The organism is Paracoccus simplex, from assembly GCF_042648325.1.
GTDB lineage: Bacteria > Pseudomonadota > Alphaproteobacteria > Rhodobacterales > Rhodobacteraceae > Paracoccus > Paracoccus simplex.
The window spans coordinates 1-19,101 of the sequence record NZ_JBHRXE010000022.1 but is presented as its reverse complement, the minus strand read 5'-3'; the positions used below and the strand labels follow the sequence as shown (position 1 = coordinate 19,101).

General features: G+C 67.8%; 16 protein-coding genes and 1 pseudogene. 8 read left to right on the top strand and 9 right to left on the bottom strand.

What is annotated here, in order from left to right; genetic code table 11:
- Both ACFOMP_RS09880 and ACFOMP_RS09875 read left to right on the top strand, forming a co-directional pair.
- On the top strand, positions 1–1,428 hold the full coding sequence (locus tag ACFOMP_RS09880; protein WP_379029960.1) for a hypothetical protein: 1,428 nt from the start codon (positions 1–3) through the stop codon (positions 1,426–1,428).
- A gap of 14 nt (positions 1,429–1,442) precedes the next feature.
- Positions 1,443–2,168, top strand: a complete 726-nt coding sequence (locus ACFOMP_RS09875; protein ID WP_379029957.1) for a hypothetical protein — start codon at positions 1,443–1,445, stop codon at positions 2,166–2,168.
- On the opposite strand, the gene ACFOMP_RS09870 is transcribed toward ACFOMP_RS09875, so the two are convergent.
- Positions 2,165–4,054: a BTAD domain-containing putative transcriptional regulator gene (locus ACFOMP_RS09870; protein ID WP_379029954.1), complete on the bottom strand. Its 1,890-nt coding sequence runs from the start codon at positions 4,052–4,054 to the stop codon at positions 2,165–2,167. The genes ACFOMP_RS09875 and ACFOMP_RS09870 overlap by 4 nt on opposite strands.
- A 143-nt stretch (positions 4,055–4,197) precedes the next feature.
- A complete protein-coding gene (locus ACFOMP_RS09865) occupies positions 4,198–5,097 on the bottom strand; it encodes a DMT family transporter (RefSeq protein WP_379029951.1) in 900 nt (299 codons plus the stop codon).
- Between the two features lie 145 nt (positions 5,098–5,242).
- Here ACFOMP_RS09865 and ACFOMP_RS09860 point away from each other — a divergent pair, with 145 nt between their 5' ends.
- The 4 genes from ACFOMP_RS09860 to ACFOMP_RS09845 all read left to right on the top strand — a co-directional run bounded on the left by ACFOMP_RS09860 (position 5,243) and on the right by ACFOMP_RS09845 (position 9,346).
- Complete coding sequence (locus ACFOMP_RS09860) at positions 5,243–6,136, top strand: AraC family transcriptional regulator (protein ID WP_379029948.1); 894 nt, start codon at positions 5,243–5,245, stop codon at positions 6,134–6,136.
- Between the two features lie 199 nt (positions 6,137–6,335).
- Positions 6,336–8,036 carry an ABC transporter ATP-binding protein gene (locus ACFOMP_RS09855; protein ID WP_289893522.1) on the top strand — a complete coding sequence of 567 codons (1,701 nt, stop codon included), beginning with the start codon at positions 6,336–6,338 and terminating at the stop codon, positions 8,034–8,036.
- A 335-nt stretch (positions 8,037–8,371) separates the two neighbouring features.
- Positions 8,372–8,959: an alcohol dehydrogenase catalytic domain-containing protein gene (locus ACFOMP_RS09850; RefSeq protein WP_379029944.1), complete on the top strand. Its 588-nt coding sequence runs from the start codon at positions 8,372–8,374 to the stop codon at positions 8,957–8,959.
- Positions 8,960–9,124: 165 nt separating this feature from the next.
- On the top strand, positions 9,125–9,346 hold the full coding sequence (locus tag ACFOMP_RS09845; RefSeq protein ID WP_379029941.1) for a hypothetical protein: 222 nt from the start codon (positions 9,125–9,127) through the stop codon (positions 9,344–9,346).
- Positions 9,347–9,650: 304 nt separating this feature from the next.
- Here ACFOMP_RS09845 and ACFOMP_RS09840 read toward each other — a convergent pair whose 3' ends face one another.
- The 7 genes from ACFOMP_RS09840 to fliK form a co-directional block, all read right to left on the bottom strand.
- Positions 9,651–10,766: an acetate/propionate family kinase gene (locus tag ACFOMP_RS09840; protein WP_379029938.1), complete on the bottom strand. Its 1,116-nt coding sequence runs from the start codon at positions 10,764–10,766 to the stop codon at positions 9,651–9,653.
- Positions 10,763–11,806 (bottom strand): bifunctional enoyl-CoA hydratase/phosphate acetyltransferase, encoded by a 1,044-nt coding sequence (locus tag ACFOMP_RS09835; RefSeq protein WP_379030015.1) that lies wholly within the window; start codon positions 11,804–11,806, stop codon positions 10,763–10,765. Before ACFOMP_RS09835 ends, ACFOMP_RS09840 begins: the two co-directional genes overlap by 4 nt.
- A gap of 2 nt (positions 11,807–11,808) precedes the next feature.
- Entirely contained in the window at positions 11,809–12,180 is a 372-nt protein-coding gene (locus ACFOMP_RS09830; RefSeq protein WP_289893518.1) for a response regulator transcription factor, read from the bottom strand.
- A 97-nt stretch (positions 12,181–12,277) separates the two neighbouring features.
- On the bottom strand, positions 12,278–14,080 hold the full coding sequence (locus ACFOMP_RS09825) for an MFS transporter (RefSeq protein WP_379029935.1): 1,803 nt from the start codon (positions 14,078–14,080) through the stop codon (positions 12,278–12,280).
- A 241-nt stretch (positions 14,081–14,321) separates the two neighbouring features.
- Complete coding sequence (gene acs, locus ACFOMP_RS09820) at positions 14,322–16,277, bottom strand: acetate--CoA ligase (protein WP_379029932.1); 1,956 nt, start codon at positions 16,275–16,277, stop codon at positions 14,322–14,324.
- 330 nt (positions 16,278–16,607) lie between these two features.
- Positions 16,608–17,273 carry a flagellar hook capping FlgD N-terminal domain-containing protein gene (locus ACFOMP_RS09815; protein WP_289893514.1) on the bottom strand — a complete coding sequence of 222 codons (666 nt, stop codon included), beginning with the start codon at positions 17,271–17,273 and terminating at the stop codon, positions 16,608–16,610.
- 8 nt (positions 17,274–17,281) lie between these two features.
- Entirely contained in the window at positions 17,282–18,412 is a 1,131-nt protein-coding gene (gene fliK / locus ACFOMP_RS09810; RefSeq protein ID WP_379029929.1) for a flagellar hook-length control protein FliK, read from the bottom strand.
- Between the two features lie 126 nt (positions 18,413–18,538).
- On the opposite strand from fliK, the gene ACFOMP_RS09805 reads away from it, so the two are divergent.
- Entirely contained in the window at positions 18,539–18,790 is a 252-nt protein-coding gene (locus tag ACFOMP_RS09805) for a hypothetical protein (RefSeq protein ID WP_379029926.1), read from the top strand.
- Positions 18,791–18,853: 63 nt separating this feature from the next.
- Positions 18,854–19,101: pseudogene (locus tag ACFOMP_RS09800) on the top strand (hypothetical protein); the annotation flags it as partial.

Below are 19,101 nucleotides of genomic sequence, written 5' to 3'. Positions count from 1 at the left end.
ATGACGGCCCAGGAACCCACAGCAAGCCAGGCCGGCTGTCCGTTCGGATGCGCGCCGGTCCGGGCCGGGCTGCGCGCCACGCGCAGCCGCGAGATGGTGCTTGGCATGGCGGCAGAGGCCTCGCCGCTGCCCGGTCAGGACGACCGCGCCGATATCGGCCAGCGCATCCCCGAGATCCTGATGCGCACCAGCCTGGAATGGCGCGGCGCCTGCCTGCGCCAGGTCGGCCAAATTCCCGCCGGCTATACCTATCTGGCGCAGCTCATGGGTCATGACATGGGCAGCAGCGTCCAGGCCGAAAGCGTGCCCTGGTCCCGCAGCGACGACGATCTCGTCGGGACGCCGGTGCGGCGCTACAACCTGATCGACAATCCGCTGACGCTGGAAACCGTCTATGGGCCCGGCCCGTCGATGCTGGCGCATGTCTACGACCCCGAGACCTGGCTGTTCCGGCTGACCCCCGGCGCCCGGCTGGCACGGATCTATGCGCGGGGCCTGACCGCGGTCTCGGACACGGATCCGCAGCCGATCCGCGCGCTTTATGACGAGCGCAACCGCGATTCACTGATGCTGCATGAGCTTTGCGTGGCCTGGATGCAGTTCCACAACCGCAATGCCCGCGCCCTGATGCAGCGCGGCCATGCCCCCTATCGCGCCTATGTGCTGGCCCGCGCCCATGTCGTGCGCTGCTGGCATGCGATCCTGCTGGGCGATCTGCTGCCGCATTTCCTGCATCCCGTCATCGCCGGGCTGCAGAAGGAGTGGATGGCGCGGGCCTGGGCGCTGGACGAGACGACGCTGCTGCACGGGCTCTGTCGCGCCTTCCATGCGCTGCCGCTGGCGGCCTATCATCTGGGCCGGTCGGGGATGCACAACCTGGGCACGCTGCTTAAGCGCGGCTACGCCGTCAGCGAGGCCGAGACCGACTGGCGCATCGACTGGCCGCTGTTCTTCGGCGCCGAGCGCGGCGGCCCGCTCAGCGGCATTTCCGCCAGCGTGGCGCCCGAGCTGCGCGCGCCGGTGACGGCGGCGGCGGTGATCGCGCTGGACAACCGCTCGGCCGCCGAAGCGCGGCCGCTGCGGCCCGGCAATGACGACATCGTCAAGGCCATCGCCGCCCTGCCCGGCGACTGGCCCGCCCGCCTTGCCCCCGTGCGGCTGGCGAGCGATTTCGCCGCCGCCCATCCCGAGGCGCCGATCCGCCTCGACCACCAGATGCTGGAATGGGGTCCGCTCTACCAGTTCCTGATGGTCGAGGCGCAGCTTCACGGCCAGAGCGGCGGCTTCGGCCCGCTGGGCAGCGCGCTGCTGCGCGGCTCGGTCGAGGGCTCGATCCGCCGCGTCGTGCTGGCGCCCGAAGACGCCGCGACCGCCGGGCTGCCCCGGCCCGCGACCATGCTGGAGCTGATTACCCTCGTGAGAGAATGAAGGGAGCAAGAGCCATGACAGGGAACCGCAAATACATCATCATCGGCGCCGAGGTCGACCAGGCCGAGGCGTTCCTGCACAAGGACGGCACCATCACCGCCCGAAAGGGCCGCGACGGCGAGCCGCTGAATGTCGAGTTCATCGGCCGGCTGATGGTCGAGCTGTCCCAGCGCGGCAAGGCCGCCGTGCCCAAGGCCGAGCTCGACGCGCTCGAGGAACGGGTGAAGAATGCTTTGATCGTGCAGGATTTCTCGACGCAAAGCGGCGAGGCGGCGCTAAGCGATGCCGAGCGCGAGGAGATCCTGAAAAGCACCACGGTCCGCATCGAGTTCGAGAGCCGCCGCCGCGGCCGCAGGAAGCCGGACCGCAACACCCGCATCCTGGTCGTGCCCTCGGACCAGACCCTGGGCATCGCCGATGCCATGCTGCGCGCCCAGGGCGCGGCCGAGGGCTTCCGCCCGCCGCTGTCCTACGAGCTGGACCGGGCGCTGATGCTGGCCAGCATGAAGACCGAGATCCTCGAGATGGTGCGCGAATTCGCCGCCCGGGCGCATCCCGACTGGACCTCGGACCTGCAGGCGGCGCTGGAGAGCCACATCGAGGAGGCGATCCGCGACCGCAGCCAGTTCAAGGATCCGGCCGGCCAGCCAGCCGAGGACGTGAAGAACGAGATCATGAACAGCCCGCTGCGCGCCTTCCACCGCTCGGTCGGGATCTACGCCACCAACATGTGCCGCTAGACCAGGAAGCGCAGCCGCGCGGCCGAGGCCTGCTCCAGCGTCTCGCGCAGTTCCTGCCGCCATTCCTCGCGCCGCAGCGGAAACACCGACAGGAACCAGTCAAGCCGTTGCGCGTCCGTGGCCTCGGCCTGACCGTGCCACTGCCCGCGCAGGTCGGCCAGATAGGCGTCGAAGCGCCGCGCCGCCGCCTCGGTCTCGCCCAGCCGCCACAGCGCGGCGCTGTGCCAGCCGCCCACCGTCGGCATCAGGCCGCCGCGGTTCTCGCATTGCCGGGCGGTGGCCGCGTAATCGCCGCAAAGATAATCCACCGCCGCCAGATAGATCTGGTGGAAGGGCTCCATGACCTCGGCATGGCGCCGGGTCTCGGCGGCGAGGTCCGCGGCCTTGCCCAGATCGCCGGCGAAGGCGAAACCCAGCGCGCAGGAGGCCAGCGTCAGCGGGTTGTTGCGGTTGAGCGTCAGCGCCTGGTCGAAATGGAACTCGGCCAGGTCGAAATAGCCCAGGTGGCAGAAGCACCAGGCCAGCACCCGATGCGCCCGCGTGTCCAGCGGGTCGGCCGAAACCGCGACGATGGCATGGTGCATGGCGTCGCGTTTCAGATCCTCGGTCTGATAGGTGCCGGGCAGCAGCACATGGCGCACGTTCAGCGCCCCCGCCAGCTCGGCATGGGCGGCGCCGAAACGCGGTGATTCCTCGGTGATCTCGCGCAGGATGGCCAGCGCTTCGGCCTCGGTCTCGGGCGACCAGCGGTCCAGCAGCGCCTGCGCCTTCAGCCAACGGTCATAGATGCCCGATCCGGAATCGGCCAGCGAGCGGTCCGAGACCACCACCGACAACGCATTGGCGATGTTGGAGAGCAGGATGCGGACCTTGTATTCCCAATCGGTCTGCGGCTGCTCGATCCATTCCGACCAGACCAGCTGCCCGCCGGCGCCGCGCTTGACCTCGACGAAGAACCGCAGCGCCCCCATCAGGTAAAAGGGCTGCAGCGTGACCCGCACCTGGGCCGGCACGGCGCTTTCCTCGGTGATCGACCATTCGCGGAAGCGGGCCATGCGCATGCGCAGGTCGGCAAACAGCACGTTGGTCATGCTTTCCAGCGCCCCGCCCTCGCCCTCGGCCGGCAGCAGCGACACCGACAGGCCGACCTGCGGCGCCCGGTCGCCCTGCGGCCGCTGCCGCCCGCCGCCGGTCGGGTCCAGCTTGATCGCGGCCAGCAGCTCCACCGTCTCGGCCTCGGGCTCCTGGTCGAAGGCCTCGTCCAGATGGGCGTAAAGCGCATTATAGCGTTCGATCGCACGGGTCGAATGCCCGGCCCGCCAGTCCAGCCGCATCAGCAGCCGGGTGGCGCTTTCGTTCGAGGGTTCCAGCGCGATGGCGAATTCGGCCAGCGCGCGCGGACCGCCGCCCGGATTGTCGGCGGTCTCGGCCAGCCGGCGGTCCAGCACCTGGCGCAGCGCCGCCAGCAGATTGGCGCGGGTGATCGCCAGCCAGCTGTCGAACGAGGCGCTGATCCCTTCGAGCTGCACGGTCTGGTCCACCAGCAGCCGGATGCGGTCGGCCTGCTCGGGGTCCCAGTCCGGCCGGGCCAAGCGGGCGGCCAGTTCCTCCTGCAGCGCGAAGCTCTGCGGCAGGCGCAAGGCGACCTCGCCGGCATTGGTCTCGAGCCCGAAGCCGGGAAACCCCTCCATGGCGCGGCGGATATGCTTGACCGCCTGCCGGTAGGAGGCCGCGGCCTTGTGCTCGTCCGAGTTCTGCCAGAACAGGTCGGTGACCTTTTCCGTGCGATGGACGGGGGTGCGATCGGCCAGCAGGAAATACAGCAGCGCCCGTGCCTTGCGCAGCCGCAACGCATCGAGAAGCCGCAAAAGGTCGTCGAGCTGCATCCGAACCCCTAGCCAGACCCGCGGCGCCGGTGCCGTTGCGCCGCAAATCGTTAGACATCAGGTTCTGGGCATAACGCAACGGTCAGCAGCGGTCCATTGCAGTGCAGCATCGGCAAACCGGGCGCGCGCCTTCCTGCCGGGGCTCAGGGGCCGACCGGCCGGCCGCCGGCACGCAGCCGCAGCGGCGGCGCGAACATGACCGCATTGCCCAGCAGCGCCAGCCCCAGCCCCAGAAGGCCGGTCCAGTGCCAGCGATAGCCCTCGAAGACCGTCGAGATCGTCAGCGCCACCACCGGGAACAGCACGGTGGCATAGGCGGCGCGCGACGAGCCGATCCGCGCCACCATCAGCAGATAGGTGGTGAAGCCCAGCACCGTGCCGATCCCCGCCAGGTAAAGCAGCGCCGCCAGATAGGTGGCATCGGGCGGCGCCGCCATGGGGGTGCCGGTCAGCGCGATCAGCCCGGCCAGCACCAGGGCGCCATAGCCCATGCCCCAGGCGCTGGCGGTGCTGGGCGGGATGCCGGCCGCGCTGTTGCGCCGCGAGACCATATTGCCGAGCGAGAAGAACATCGTCCCCAGCGCCGCCAGCGCCAGGCCGCGCAGCGTATCGGCGCCCTGGGCCTGGACCAGGTCGGGACCGAACAGCAGCGCCACCCCCGCCGCACCCAGCAGCGCCGCCAGCACCGTCCGCCCCGAGATCGGGTCGCCGAAGAAGACCCGCGCGTTCACGGCGTTGAAGATCGAGGCCAGCGAGAACACCACCGACAGCAGCCCGGACGGCACATGGCCCGCCGCCGCGTAGAAGCACAGGAAGTTCAGGCAGAACAGGCAAAGCGCCTGGGCGAGGATCCAGCTCTGGTCCCGGGCGGCGGGCAGGCGCAGCCGGCCCAGCACCGCGAGCAGCGCCAGATACAGCACCGCCGCCGCGGCGAAGCGGTAGAAGACCGAGACGAGCACCGGCACCGGCCCGACCTGCAGGGCGATGGCGATCCAGGTCGAGCCCCAGATCAGCACGGTCAGGACGAAAAGCAGCAGGTTCATCGCGGGCTCCGAAATGGCTGGCCTCGTTCCTAGCCGGTTCGCGACCGGCCGGATTGCACGATCTTGCTGCGATCCGACGCGGATCGGTGGCAGAGGCCCTGCGTCCCGGCTTTCCGCCGCGCGTCGGCTGGCCTAATCTCGGGCCATGTCCGGTCATGCCCTGCCCATCTCGACCTATCTTGCCCGCTCGCCCCATGCACAGATGCTGGGCCATGTCGGGCTGGGCTTCGGCTGCTCGGCGACGCTGTGGCGCAATCGCGACGCCCGCATCAGCTATGACGACCCGCAGGGCCACACGCTGAGCTTCTACACCCGCGGCGGCCAGGGCACCCGACGCCTGGACCGGCGCGGCGAGGCGGCGCATGGCTGGCCCGGCGCGGTCTGTCTGATGCCGCATGGCCATGCCTCGAACTGGGAGATCACCGAAAGTTTCGAGTTCATCCACCTGCACCTGCCCGATGACGAGCTGCGCCGCAGTTTCGCGCAGATCTGCGACCGCGATTCGCGGCTGATGCAGCTGGCCGACCTGACCTATGTCGAGGCGCCCGAGCTGGCCGCGCCGTTCCAGGCCCTGCATGGCGCCACCCGCCGCGCCGACCGGCTGGCGGCCGAGGCGGCGATGCACGAGTTGCTGGGCCGGATCTTCACCGGCGGTCGCTACGTCACCCCCGACCGCAGGGTGCTGACCGGCGGGCTGGCGCCACGGCGGCTGCGGCTGGTGCTGGATCATGTCGAGGCCAATCTGGCCGAACCGATCCAACTGCGCGAGCTGGCCGCGCTGGCCGGGCTCAGCGAGTTCCATTTCCAGCGCAGCTTCCGCGCCAGCTGCGGGGTCTCGCCGCATCGCTGGATCACGGCGCGGCGCATCCGGCTGGCGGTGCGGCTGATCGCCGCCCGCCAGCCGCTGGCCCAGGTGGCGCTGGCCTGCGGCTTCGACAGCCAAAGCCACCTGACCCGCGCCTTCAAGGCGGCGATGGGCGTGACGCCCGGACGCTATCGCGCCGAGATCCTGGCTGGCGCCGGCCCCGAGCAAGGCTGAAGCCTTGGCCGCGCCTGGCGCCTCGGGGCCAGATGCTTTCCCTTCGTTGCGGAATGTGTCACGGACGGCACCGCAGCACCGCCACCGTCCTGCCCGGGCCGGGTCGGCGATCATTTCGGGCGGCAAGGCGCGGCTGCTGCGGCGCGAGGGTGGCGGCCGGTCGCCAGCCCCGCCTGTGGAAAGTCTGGAGGGGGTCGGCTTGTTGCGCGCGTTCTTCACCTATTACCGCCCCTGGATGGGGCTTTTCTGGCTGGATTTCGGCTGCGCGGTGCTGTCGGGCCTGCTGGAGCTGGCCTTTCCGCTGGCCGTCACCGCCTTCATCGACCACCTGCTGCCCCGGGGCGACTGGGGGCTGACCATGCTGGCGGCGGCAGGATTGCTGGGGCTTTACGCGCTGAACGCCGGGCTGATGGCGATCGTCACCTATTGGGGCCACAAGCTGGGCATCAATATCGAAACCGAGATGCGCGCCCGCGCCTTCGACCATCTGACCCGGCTTTCCTGGCGCTGGTATGACCGCGCCCGCACCGGCAAGCTGGTGGCCCGCGTGACCCGCGACCTCGAGGAGATCGGCGAGGTCGCCCATCACGGCCCCGAGGACGCCTTCATCGCCATCATGACCTTCTTCGGCGCCTTCGCGCTGATGTTCGCGATCAACGCGCAGCTGGCGCTGATCGTGGCGCTGGTGGTGCCGGCGATGCTGGCGCTGGTCATCGTCTATGGCGGCCGCATGACCCGGACCTGGCAGGCGATCTATGCCCGCGTCGGCGATTTCAACGTCCGGCTGGAGGAGACGCTCGGCGGCGTCCGCGTGGTGCAGGCCTTCGGGAACGAAGCGCATGAGACCGGGCTTTTCGCCGCCGACAACCAGCGTTACCGCACCGCCAAGCTCGACGCCTATCGCATCATGGCCGGATCGCTGGCGCTGCAATACATGGGGCTGCGGCTGGTGCAGGTCGTGGTCATGGTCGCCGGCGCCGGCTTCGTGCTGGCGGGCGAGCTGACCACCGGCGGCTTCGTCGGCTTCCTGCTGCTGGTCGGCGTGTTCTACCGGCCGCTGGAAAAGATCGCCGCGGTGATCGAGACCTATCCGCGCGGCATCGCCGGCTTCCGCCGCTATCAGGAACTGCTGGCGACCGAGCCCGAGATCCGCGACGCCCCGGACGCCCTGCCCGCGCCGGCGCTGCGGGGCGACATCCGCTTCCAGGGCGTCAGCTTCGCCTATGACGAAAGCCGCCCGATCCTGCAGGGCATCGACCTGCAGATCCGCGCCGGCGAGACGGTGGCCTTCGTCGGCCCTTCGGGCGCCGGCAAGACCACGCTGCTGGCGCTGCTGCCGCGCTTCTACGAACCGACCGCCGGGCGCATCGCCGTGGACGGGATCGCGCTGGACCGCATGCAGCTGCACAGCCTGCGCCGGCAGATCGGGCTGGTCAGCCAGGACGTGTTCCTGTTCGGCGGCACGCTGCGCGAGAACATCGCCTATGGCCGGCTGGGCGCCTCGGAGACCGAGATCATGCAGGCGGCACGGCAGGCGCAGCTCGGCCCGCTGGTCGAGAGCCTGCCGGACGGGCTCGACACCATCGTCGGCGAACGCGGGGTGATGCTGTCGGGCGGACAGAAGCAGCGCGTCGCCATCGCCCGCGCCTTCCTGAAGAACCCGCCGATCCTGATCCTGGACGAGGCGACATCGGCGCTGGACAGCCAGACCGAGCGCGAGATCCAGTCGGCACTGGACGCGCTGGCGGTCGGGCGCACGACGCTGGTGATCGCCCATCGGCTGGGCACCATCCGCCATGCCGACCGCATCGTCGTCATGTCCGGCGGCCGCATCGTCGAGGTCGGGCCGCATGACGGGCTGATCGCGCAGGGCGGCGTCTATGCCCGACTGGCGGGATGAGCAGGCCGGCCGCGCGGCTTCTCGGAGCGGTCGTCGCGTGCTGGCCAAGCGGATCAGACGCTGCGCGGGACCACCGGCTTGCAGTTCCGCGCCGGCGGCAGGGTGGATCGCGGTGATGCACGGCCGAACCTGACCGCGTTTTTGCCTCGCACCCCATGCTGATATGCGGCGGCTCGGCGCGGCTCTGGAAAGCGATATCCGGGTGCTGCCCCATGCCGCGCGCGCGGGCCTGCGACCCAAGGCCGCGCCGGGATTTACAGGCACGGGCCGCCATCGCCATACTGCCCCTGACCGGCGTCGGGCCGGCCGCGGGCGGAGGTGTCGGGATGCACGCGATGGTCCTTGAACAGATCGGCGCGCCGCTGGTCTGGACCGAATTGCCGGACCGCCGGCCCGGGCCGGGCGAGATCCGCGTCAGGGTTTCGGCCTGCGGGGTCTGCCGCACCGATCTGCATGTGGTCGATGGCGAACTGCGCGACCGCCACCTGCCGGTCATCCCCGGCCACGAGATCGTCGGCCGCGTCGACGCGCTCGGCCCCGGCGTGACCGGGCTGCGACTGGGCGAGCGCGTGGGCATTCCCTGGCTTGGCCATACCTGCGGCGCCTGCCCCTATTGCCGGGCCGGGCAAGAGAACCTTTGCGATGCGCCGCAGTTCACCGGCCATACCCGCGACGGCGGCTATGCGACCGCGGCCATCGCGGATGCACGATTCGCCTTTCCGCTGGGCGAGGCGGGCGAGGACGTGGCCCTGGCGCCACTGCTCTGCGCCGGGCTGATCGGCTGGCGTTCGCTGATGATGGCAGGCGAGGCGCGGCGGCTTGGGCTTTACGGTTTCGGCGCCGCGGCACATATCGTCGCGCAGGTGGCGAAATGGCAGGGCCGTCAAGTCCAGGCCTTCACGAAACCCGGCGACCGGGCCTAGCAGGAATTCGCGCTGAGCCTCGGCGCGGAATGGGCCGGAGGCGCGGACGAAGCCCCGCCCGAGCCGCTGGACGCCGCGATCATCTTCGCCCCGGTCGGCGATCTGGTCCCGGCGGCGCTGCAGGCGGTGCGCAAGGGCGGCCGCGTGGTCTGCGCCGGCATCCACATGAGCGACATTCCGGCATTCCCCTATGCGCTGCTGTGGGAGGAGCGCCAGCTCGTTTCGGTGGCGAACCTGACGCGGCAGGACGGGCTCGATTTCCTTGGCCTCGCGCCGCGCATCGGCATCCGAACCCGAACCACCGCCTATCCGCTGCGCGACGCCAACCGGGCACTGGCAGACCTGCGGGCCGGCCGTTTCGACGGCGCGGCGGTGCTGGTGCCATGATCCGATCCCCCAACGCGTGTCGGCATGACCTAGAATGCGACCGTTCCGACCGACGCGCCCGCCTTCAGACCGCAACGGCACGACCTGCCATGCCAAGGCCCGCATGCCCGAGGTGGCCACGGCGCGGCTGAACGCCGGCGGTTCGTTTGCGGTGCAGAACCTGCGGAAGCCGATCTTTGCGGCGGGCACCGAACACGGTCACATTACGATCACGTCGCGCCGTGGCGATCGCCCTGCCAGATCCGCGATCCGGCCGATACCGAGCCGACCTTTGTGCCGGCCAGCGCCGGGCGCGATGTCGGGATCATCCGCCCGCCGCCTGGCTCAGTGCGATGGCCTCCATGGCCATCATCCGCTCCTCGTCGGCGGGGATCACCAGCGTCTCGAACCGGCCGAGCGGGGCCATGCGGCGCAGGATCGCCTCGCGTACCGGCGCGGCGTTCTCGCCGATGCCGCCGGTAAAGACCATGGCGTCGATCCCGCCCAGCGACACCGCCAGCGCCGCGGCGGCCTGGGCGCATTTCACCGCGAAGAAGTCCAGGGCAAAACGCGACTCGGGCGTCCCGTCCGCCAAAAGCGCCGCGACATCGTTCGACTTGCCCGACAGGCCCAGCAAGCCCGAGCGGTTGTAGATCAGGTCCTCGATCTCCTCGACCCGCATGCCGAAGCTGCGCTGCATCAGCAGGATCGCACCGGGATCGACGGCGCCCGAGCGCGTGCCCATCGGCACCCCATCCACCGCCGTCATGCCCATGGTGGTATCGACGCTGCGCCCCCCGCGCATCGCGCACAGGCTGGCGCCATTGCCCAGATGCGCGGCGATCACCCGGCCCTGATGCAGGGCCGGGTGCTGCTTGGCCAGCACATGCGCCAGCCATTGATAGGACAGGCCGTGAAAGCCGTAGCGGCGGAGGCCTTTGTCGTAATATTTGGGCGGCAGGGCGAAATGCGTGAAAAGCGGGTCGCGCCCGGTATGGAAGGCGGTGTCGAAACAGGCCACGTCCGGCACCGCGCCCACCAGCCGGCGCGAGGCGGCAATGGCGGCCAGGTTGTGCGGCTGATGCAGCGGCGCCAGCGGGATCAGCGCCTGCAGATCCTGCAGCACCTGCGGCGTGATCAGCGTCGAGCGGGTGTATTTCGTCCCGCCATGCACGATGCGATGCGCGACCGCCCGCATCCGCCAGCCGTCGTCATGCGCGTCGACGAAATCCAGCAGCGCCTGCAGTGCGGCGGCATGATCCGAGCCGCGCGGCAGGGCCAGCCGCGTCTCGGGCCCGTGCGTCAGCGCGGCGCGCAACTCGGCTTCGCCGCCGATGCGGCTGACCGCGCCCCGCGCCAGCAGGGCAAGACCATCATGGGCGAAGACCCGGAACTTGAGGCTGGACGACCCGGCATTCAGCGTCAGGATCGTCGGGATCACTTCACCAGCCCCCTGGCGCGGGCATCGGCCATCAGCACCGCCAGCGCGCAGGACAGCAGCCGCGCCCGCACGGAATCGGCGCGGCTGGTCAGGATGACCGGCACCCGCGCGCCGAGCACGATCCCCGCCGCGTCGGCGCCGCCCAGAAAGATCATCTGCTTGGCCAGGATGTTGCCGGATTCGATGTCCGGCACCAGCAGGATGTCCGCCTGACCGGCGACCGGGGACAGGATGCCCTTTTCGCGCGCCGCCGCGGCGCTGATGGCATTGTCGAAGGCCAACGGCCCGTCCAGCACCGCATCGGTGATCTGGCCGCGATCGGCCATCTTGCAAAGCGCGGCGGCATCCAGCGTGGCCTGCATCTTGGGGTTGACCGTCTCGACCGCGGCCAGGATCGCGACATTGGGCCGGGCGGGCCCCCAGAGCACGCGCCAGAGCCCGACGGCGTTCTGCACGATATCGGCCTTCATCGACAGGTCCGGCGCGATGTTCACCGCCGCGTCGGTGATGATGAAAGGGCGCGGATAATCCTCGGTCAGCATCAGGAAGGCGTGGCTGATCCGCCGCTCGGTCCGCAGCCCGCATTGCGGGTGGATCACGGCGCCCATCAGCTCGTCGGAATGCAACGAGCCTTTCATGATCGCGCCGACCTGCCCGGCTGCCGCCATCTGCGCAGCCCGGGCGGCCGCGGCGTGGCTGTGCTCGGTATCGACGATCTCATGGGCGTCGGGGGGCTGGCCGGCCTCGGCCAGGGCGGCAGCGATGCGGGCCGCGGGGCCGATCAGCACCGGCTCGATCAGCCCGGCGCGGACCGCATCGGTCAGCGCCTCGAAAACGGTCGGCTGCACCGGATGGACGACGGCGGTGCGCAGCGGCGGCAGACCGGCGCAGCGGTCCATCAGGGCCTGATACTGGTCGGTCATGCGGGCTTCCTTTTCTGGATCGGCGCACCGGGTGCCGCGGCAAGGACGATAGGGATCGAACGGGCCGCGGCAACCGTCAGCGCGCCGTCGGGTCGAAAATGTCGCGGCCGGTTGGATGATCAGCAGGGTGCCGCCAGCAACCGGGCCATTTCCGCGCGCAGTTCGGACAGTTCGAAGGGCTTGGCGATGAACCCGTCGGCGCCCATGGCCAGGCCCTTGCGCCGCTCGACCACCGAGCCGCGGGCGGTCATCATCAGCACGCGCACACCCTTCAGTGCCGGATCGGCGCGGATCTCCTGTACGATCTGGTAGCCCGAGACATCGGGCAGCATCACGTCCAGCAGCACCAGATCCGGCTGCATGTCGCGGATGCGCGCCACCGCACCGGTGCCCGTCGCCATGCGGTCATGGCTGTGGCCCTCGCGCGTCAGCAGGAAGTCCAGCACGACGGCGATATTGTCCTCATCCTCGACCACAAGGATCCTGGCCATGTCTGACCTCCCCGGGGATGGAGCGGCCGCGTCGCAGGGACGCGGCCACCATTGTCGCAGCTTGGCCGGGCGGATCGCGCCGCCCGGGGCCGGATGATCAATCGGCGAAGATGTCTTTCTTGTGGGTGCCGCCCGGCACGAACAGCGCGCCGATCACCACCGTCATCACCGCCACCGCGATGGCGTACCACAGGCCGGCATAGATGTTGCCCGATTGCGCCGAGATGGCGAAAGCGGTCGCCGGCAGCAGGCCACCGAACCAGCCGTTGCCGATATGATAGGGCAGCGACAGGCCGGAATAGCGGATGCGGGTCGGGAACAGTTCCACCAGCATCGCCGCGATCGGACCGTAGACCATCGTCACCAGCAGGATCAGATAGGTCAGGATCACCACGATCATCAGCTTTTGCGGGGTGAAGATGTCAAGGAAGTGATTCGCCTTGGCCACGGTGTCGTTCTTCTCGGCCACCAGCGGATAGCCGGCCGCGTTCAGGGCGTCGTTCACCGACTTCTCGAAGCCGGCCTTGGTGGCGGCCAGTTCCTCGCCGGACAGGGCGGCAGCGTCGTAGGAGGCGATCACCGTGTCGCCGATCTTGATCTCGGCATTGGTGCCGGGCTCGGCCGCCACGGTCTCATAGTTGACCGAGGACTTGGCCAGCATCGCCTTGGCGATGTCGCAGGGCGAGGTGAACTTGGCGGTGCCGGTCGGGTTGAACTGGAACGAGCACGTATCCAGATCCGCCGTCACCGTCACCGGCGTCTGCTGCGCCGCATAAAGCGCCGGGTTCGCGGTCTTGGTAAGCGCGTGGAACACCGGGAAATAGGTCAGCGCCGCCAGCAGACAGCCGCCCAGGATGATCGGCTTGCGGCCGATCTTGTCCGACAGCGCGCCGAAGAACAGGAAGCCGCCGGTGCCCAGGATCAGCGACCAGGCCACGAAGACGTTGGACGAGAAGCTGTCGACCTTGATGACGTTCTGGATGAAGAACAGCGCGTAGAACTGGCCCGAATACCAGACCACGGCTTGACCCGCCGTCAGGCCCAGCAGGGCGATCAGCGCGATCTTGCCGTTCTTCCAGGTGCCGAAGGCCTCGCGCAGCGGAGCCTTGGACTGCGCGCCCTCTTCCTTCATCTTCTTGAAGGCCGGGCTCTCGTTCATCTGCAGCCGGATATAGAGCGAGACCAGCAGCAGGAAGATCGAGCCCAGGAACGGAATCCGCCAGCCCCAGAGGTCGAAGGCCTTGATCATCTTGGCCGTGCCGTCGGGGTTCAGCACCGCCTGGCCGGCGGCGTCCAGAACCGGCGTCGGCTCCCAGTTGCCGTTGACATAGCCCTGCACCAGCAGGATCACGATCAGCGACAGCAGCAGGCCCAGCGTGGCGGTGGTCTGGATGAAAGCGGTGAAATAGCCGCGCTGCCCCTGGGGCGCGTGCTCGGCCACGTAGACGGCGGCGCCGCCATATTCGCCGCCCAGCGCCAGGCCCTGGGCCATGCGCAGTGCGATCAGGATGATCGGCGCGGCGACGCCCCAACTGTTGTAGCTGGGCAGCAAGCCGACCAGGAAGGTCGAGCAGCCCATGATCAGGATCGTGGCAAGGAAGGTGTATTTCCGCCCGATCAGGTCGCCCATGGCGCCGAAGACCAGCGCGCCGAAGGGACGTACGATGAAACCGGCCGCAAAGGCCAGCAGGGCGAAGACGTTGCGCGTCGCCTCGGGAAAGGCGGTAAAGAACTGCGCCCCGATGATTGCCGCGAGCGAGCCGTAAAGGTAGAAGTCATACCATTCGAAGATGGTGCCCGCGGAGGAGGCAAGGATCACCTTCTTCTCCTCCCGCGTCATCGGGCGAGAGCGCACCGATGCGATATCCGTCTGGTTATAGGCCATATGGTTCCTCCCCATTATGCCAACCTTCGGCTGGCAGATGCTGGGCATGCAGGGACACGGCCCTTTCGACGCGCGGTCGAAAGAGTGGGCGGAAGGCAGCGCCCTTCCCCGATGCCGGTATCCGCCCCCGTGGGCGGCCTTTCCTCCGCCGAGCCCGGCGATGATCGTCCGGGCGCGGCGTCTCCCCTTTGCTTCGGTCCCCGCGCGGGGGCCGGGTGGTGCCGCGGATGGGTTTCTCCGCGGCGACCGGTGATCGTCAGGCCCGGTTCATCCGGTTTTCGATCAGTTCATCCACGACGCCGGGATCGGCCAGCGTCGAGATGTCGCCCAGGGCGCCGAAATCGTCCTCGGCGATCTTGCGCAGGATGCGGCGCATGATCTTGCCCGAGCGGGTCTTGGGCAGGCCGGGCGCCCATTGGATCAGGTCCGGCTTGGCGATGGGCCCGATCTCGGTGCGCACCCATTTCTCGAGGTCGGCGCGCAGCTCGTCGCTGGGCACGACGCCGTTCATCAGCGTGACATAGGCATAGATGCCCTGCCCCTTCAGCGGGTGCGGATAGCCGACCACCGCAGCCTCGGCGACCTTCTCATGCGCGACCAGGGCCGATTCGACCTCGGCGGTGCCCATGCGGTGGCCCGAGACGTTGATCACGTCGTCGACCCGGCCGGTGATCCAGTAATAGCCGTCCTCGTCCCGGCGGCAGCCGTCGCCGGTGAAGTAATAACCGGGATATTGCTGGAAATAGGTCTCCATGAAGCGCTGATGGTCGCCCCAGACGGTGCGCATCTGCCCCGGCCAGCTGTCGGCGATGCACAGCACGCCCTCGGCCGGGTTCCCCTCCTGCACCGCGCCCGAGGCGGCGTCGAGCACTGCCGGCTTGATGCCGAAGAACGGCAGCGTGGCCGAGCCCGGCTTGGTCTCGATGGCGCCGGGGATCGAGGTGATCATGTGGCCGCCGGTCTCGGTCTGCCACCAGGTGTCGACGATCGGGCAGCGGCCCTTGCCGACATGCTTGTCATACCAGATCCAGGCCTCGGGGTTGATCGGCTCGCCCACCGTGCCCAGCACCCGCAGGCTGGACAGGTCGTGCTTCTCGACCCATTCCGGTCCCTGTCCCATCAGCGCGCGGATCGCGGTCGGCGCAGTGTAGAACTGGTTGACCTTGTGCTTCTCGCACACCGCCCAGAAACGACCGGCATCGGGCCAGGTCGGCACGCCCTCGAACATCAGCGTGGTGGCGCCGTTGGCCAGCGGGCCGTAGACGATATAGCTGTGGCCGGTGACCCAACCCACGTCGGCGGTGCACCAGAAGATGTCGCCTTCCTTGTAGTCGAAGACATATTCGTGGGTCATCGCCGCGAAAAGCAGGTAGCCGCCAGTGGAATGCACCACGCCCTTGGGCTTGCCGGTCGAACCCGAGGTGTAGAGGATGAACAGCGGATCCTCGGCATTCATCGGACGCGGCGGGCATTCCGGGCTGACCTGTTCCATCATGGCCAGCACGTCCACGTCGCGCCCGTCGATCCAGGTGGTCTGGTCGCCGGTATGCTTGACGACCAGGCAGCGCACCCGGTCCGAGCAATGCAGCAGCGCCGCATCGGCATTCGATTTCAGCGCCGTGCGCCGGCCGCCGCGCGGTGCGGTGTCGGCGGTGACGACCAGCTTGGCGCCGCAATCGTTGATGCGGTTCGCCAGCGCGTCAGGCGAGAAGCCGGCGAAGACGATGGAATGGATGGCGCCGATGCGGGCGCAGGCCAGCATGGCATAGGCCGCCTCGGGGATCATCGGCATATAGATCACCACCCGGTCGCCGCGCATCACGCCCTGGCTCAGCAGGACATTGGCCATGCGGTTCACCTTTTCCGAAAGCTCGGCATAGGTGATGTGGCGCGCCGGCATTTTCGGGTCGTCCGGCTCGAAGATGATCGCGGTCTGGTCGGCGCGCTTGGCCAGGTGCCGGTCGATGCAGTTGACCGAGGCGTTGAGGATCCCGTCCTCGAACCACTTGATCGACACGTTGCCCATGGTGAAATCGGCATTCTTCACCGTGCTGTAGGGGTGAATCCAGTCGAGGCGCCGGCCTTCCCGACCCCAGAACCCGTCCGGATCCGAGATCGATTCGGCATACAGGCGGGCATAATCGGCCGGTTGCAGATGGGCATCCTCGAAACCGGCGGGAATGGGGTGTTTCGCAACATTTTCAACAGACATGGCGGGCCTCCTTTACTCGCGATGCGGTGGGTTCCGGGCGCCCGCACTCTCCTCAAAGTGCCGCAACCGGGCGTCGGAGCCCCGATTGCCGGGATGTTAATATGATTTCAAGTTTTCAGTAAACCATTTTTTGAAAAGGATATTTTTGTGAATAAATTGACGAACCATCCGGATATCTTGTAAATATTTCACACCCAACCGCCAGAACCGCATCGCTGCGCCTCGCAGTCAATCCGGTCTTCGCCCTCATTCCTGGCCAACCTCAGGTTTATCGGGCCGATGAGCTTCCTACCGGGCCGGCTCTCCTCCAGCGGCGTCGCAGCCCGCATCCTATTCCCGCAAGGCGCTGATATCTTCCACCGTGGCCACGCCGCCGCCGAGCAGCACCAGGCGCGCGCCGTCGGCCGCAAGCTCGACCCCGGTGACCCGGGTATAGGCCCCGACATTCCGCGTCGACAGGACCTCGCCGTCTTTCGTCGCCTCGACGCGGAAGCTGTAGAGCCCGGCCGGAAGCAGCTCGCCATTCGCCCGCTTGCCCTGCCAATCCACTTCCCCCGATCCCAGGCCGATGCTTTCCCGCAGGATCTCGTTGCCCTGCTCGTCCAGGGTGACCAGCGTCATGGCCTCGGCATTCGCCACCCCGTCGATCTGCAAGGTCAGGGGCGAACGGTCGAACCAGACCGGTGCGCTGGTCCGCACCTCCCGGCCGATCCAGTCGGAAAGCCGGCCCAATTCGCCGCCGCCCGAGCCTTGCAGCAGTTGCTTCAGCAGCAGGTTGGTCTGCACCTGCTGCTCGACCCCCGAGAAGGTCGCGAGCTGCACGGCAAACTCCGTCCCCTCCATCGGGTTCAGCGGATCCTGGTTCTTGATCTGGGTGGTCAGCATCTTGAGAAAGGTCTCGAACTGGCTTGCCGCCTCGGCCTGCGCCGTACCGGAAGGCAGCGTCGGTTGACTGGAGGAATACCCCAGGCCGGACGTATTGGTTATGCTGGTCATGATCATCCCTAGATTCTGATGTCGATCTGCCGAGCCATGCCCGGTCGGACCGCGGGTGCGGCGCCCGCCGCCAGAAAAGCCGTGTCGGCAACGCAACTCGGATTTGCGCCTCTGCCCATCGTGACTGCCTGTCGCTCGCGCCGCTCGCCCCCGCCCGAGAAAGAGAGGTCGGCGCCCGGCAGACCAGCCTCGCGCAGTTCCTTTTGCAGCGCATCGGCATTTCTCCTGAGCAGCTCGAAGGTTTCCAAGCGTTCTGCATGGACCGCGACCGAGGGCTTTTCCCCCGCCACGATCACCAGGCGAACCTTGCCCAGTTCCTCCGGCGACAGCGTGATCTCGACAACATCCTTCTGGCATTCGGCCAACTTGTCCGAAATCTGGCCCAGGACATTTTGCGCATCGGCGACCGCGGTCCTGACATGCCGGTCCGGCAAACCATGCGCCGGTTCCGACGGCGGCCGCCCGCTCAGCAGCGACACGCTGACGGTTCCCTGATCCGGCAGCCCGGGATCGAGGCGGCTTTCGGCGCCATCCGCAAGCCGACCCTGATCATCCGACACTGGGACGGCGAGCGCGGATTCCTCAATCGCACCCTGATCAGCAACGTCCCGGACCGGAACCTTGGATTTTGCATCATGCTCCTGGCCGCGCGGTGTTTCGCCGGCCGCGAACCGATCCCTGCCCTCAAGATCGCCCGCCTTCCCGGCGTCGTCCCTCGCCGAAGCCTGCCTCTCCGTTTCGGACATTTCGTCCACTGGCTGGCCCTGCGCAGGATCCGCATCATGCGGATGTCTGCCCGTATCCGCCCCGGAATCCGCCTCGGACAGGTTGGTCTCGCCCCTGCGGAGACGAAAATCGGCCTCAACGAGAACCAGTTCCTTTTCCGCCTCAGGCGCAGGGGTCTCGGCCATCGCTACGGCTGGAGGACCGGGCGTCACCACCTCTGCGTCCCGCTCTGGCGCATCGGCATCCAGCAGGTCCGACAAAGCCAATTCGAATTCTCCACCCTGCGCAATCTCCTCGGCAGCAGGCAAATCGACCAGTTCAGCGAACGCCCCGGCGCCCTGGCCGTTCGCTTTGTACGTTTCCGTCGGCAAGCCGACCGCAGGGCCGCCAGTCTGTTGGCACGCGATTTCCATCCGGTTTCCTCATTTCCTGCACACACCCGACCTGATCGGACCATGCCACAACAGGATTACCAAATATTTACCCATGCAGCGTAAAGTCCGGTATCGAGAAAGTTTTCATGAACAGGAGATGAAAAAATGAATGTATCTTCAATCGCCGCCGGCAGTCCGACCAACCAAAACCCAAGGCGAGAACTTTCGGATGGTCTTGAACAGGCATTTCTTTCCGAAATGTTAAAATATGCCGGGCCGCGCGAATCGCAGGGGGAATTCGGTGGCGGCATCGGTGAATCGCAATTTTCCAGCCTCATGAACGACGCCTATGCCGAGACCATGAGCCGAACCATGGACATGAGTTTTCTTTCCGGAACCGGTGTGAAAAATGACTGAAGCATTACTTCTTCTCGATCAGGCGAGGCGACCGCGTCCGAGGCCGATCTCGCCTTGGAAAAGATGCAGCGATTCGAGAAATTGCTTGCCGCGGGGAGCTTGCCGAAGAGCGGCGTCGAGGCATGCGCTGAAGCGTTGCAGGCGATCCGGGCGCTGGCCGAAGCCGCGCGCGAGGGGATCACCGCCGCGAAACGTCAGATCGCCGAAATCACGGCCATTTCCCGAAACCTGGATACCTATGATCACCAAGGGGCTCTGTTGCACAAATCGCGTGAGGGATTCATCTCGCGAATCCAGGGTGGTAGCTGGGA

Excerpts from the sequence above, each read along its gene's own strand:
- ACFOMP_RS09880 (WP_379029960.1), top strand. The coding sequence starts at position 1 with ATGACGGCCCAGGAACCCACAGCAAGCCAGGCCGGCTGTCCGTTCGGA.
- ACFOMP_RS09805 (WP_379029926.1), top strand. The coding sequence starts at position 18,539 with ATGAATGTATCTTCAATCGCCGCCGGCAGTCCGACCAACCAAAACCCA.
- ACFOMP_RS09865 (WP_379029951.1), bottom strand. The coding sequence starts at position 5,097 with ATGAACCTGCTGCTTTTCGTCCTGACCGTGCTGATCTGGGGCTCGACC.
- ACFOMP_RS09860 (WP_379029948.1), top strand. The coding sequence starts at position 5,243 with ATGTCCGGTCATGCCCTGCCCATCTCGACCTATCTTGCCCGCTCGCCC.
- acs (WP_379029932.1), bottom strand. The coding sequence starts at position 16,277 with ATGTCTGTTGAAAATGTTGCGAAACACCCCATTCCCGCCGGTTTCGAG.
- ACFOMP_RS09845 (WP_379029941.1), top strand. The coding sequence starts at position 9,125 with ATGAGCGACATTCCGGCATTCCCCTATGCGCTGCTGTGGGAGGAGCGC.
- ACFOMP_RS09850 (WP_379029944.1), top strand. The coding sequence starts at position 8,372 with ATGGTCCTTGAACAGATCGGCGCGCCGCTGGTCTGGACCGAATTGCCG.
- ACFOMP_RS09875 (WP_379029957.1), top strand. The coding sequence starts at position 1,443 with ATGACAGGGAACCGCAAATACATCATCATCGGCGCCGAGGTCGACCAG.
- fliK (WP_379029929.1), bottom strand. The coding sequence starts at position 18,412 with ATGGAAATCGCGTGCCAACAGACTGGCGGCCCTGCGGTCGGCTTGCCG.
- ACFOMP_RS09815 (WP_289893514.1), bottom strand. The coding sequence starts at position 17,273 with ATGACCAGCATAACCAATACGTCCGGCCTGGGGTATTCCTCCAGTCAA.
- ACFOMP_RS09870 (WP_379029954.1), bottom strand. The coding sequence starts at position 4,054 with ATGCAGCTCGACGACCTTTTGCGGCTTCTCGATGCGTTGCGGCTGCGC.
- ACFOMP_RS09825 (WP_379029935.1), bottom strand. The coding sequence starts at position 14,080 with ATGGGGAGGAACCATATGGCCTATAACCAGACGGATATCGCATCGGTG.
- ACFOMP_RS09830 (WP_289893518.1), bottom strand. The coding sequence starts at position 12,180 with ATGGCCAGGATCCTTGTGGTCGAGGATGAGGACAATATCGCCGTCGTG.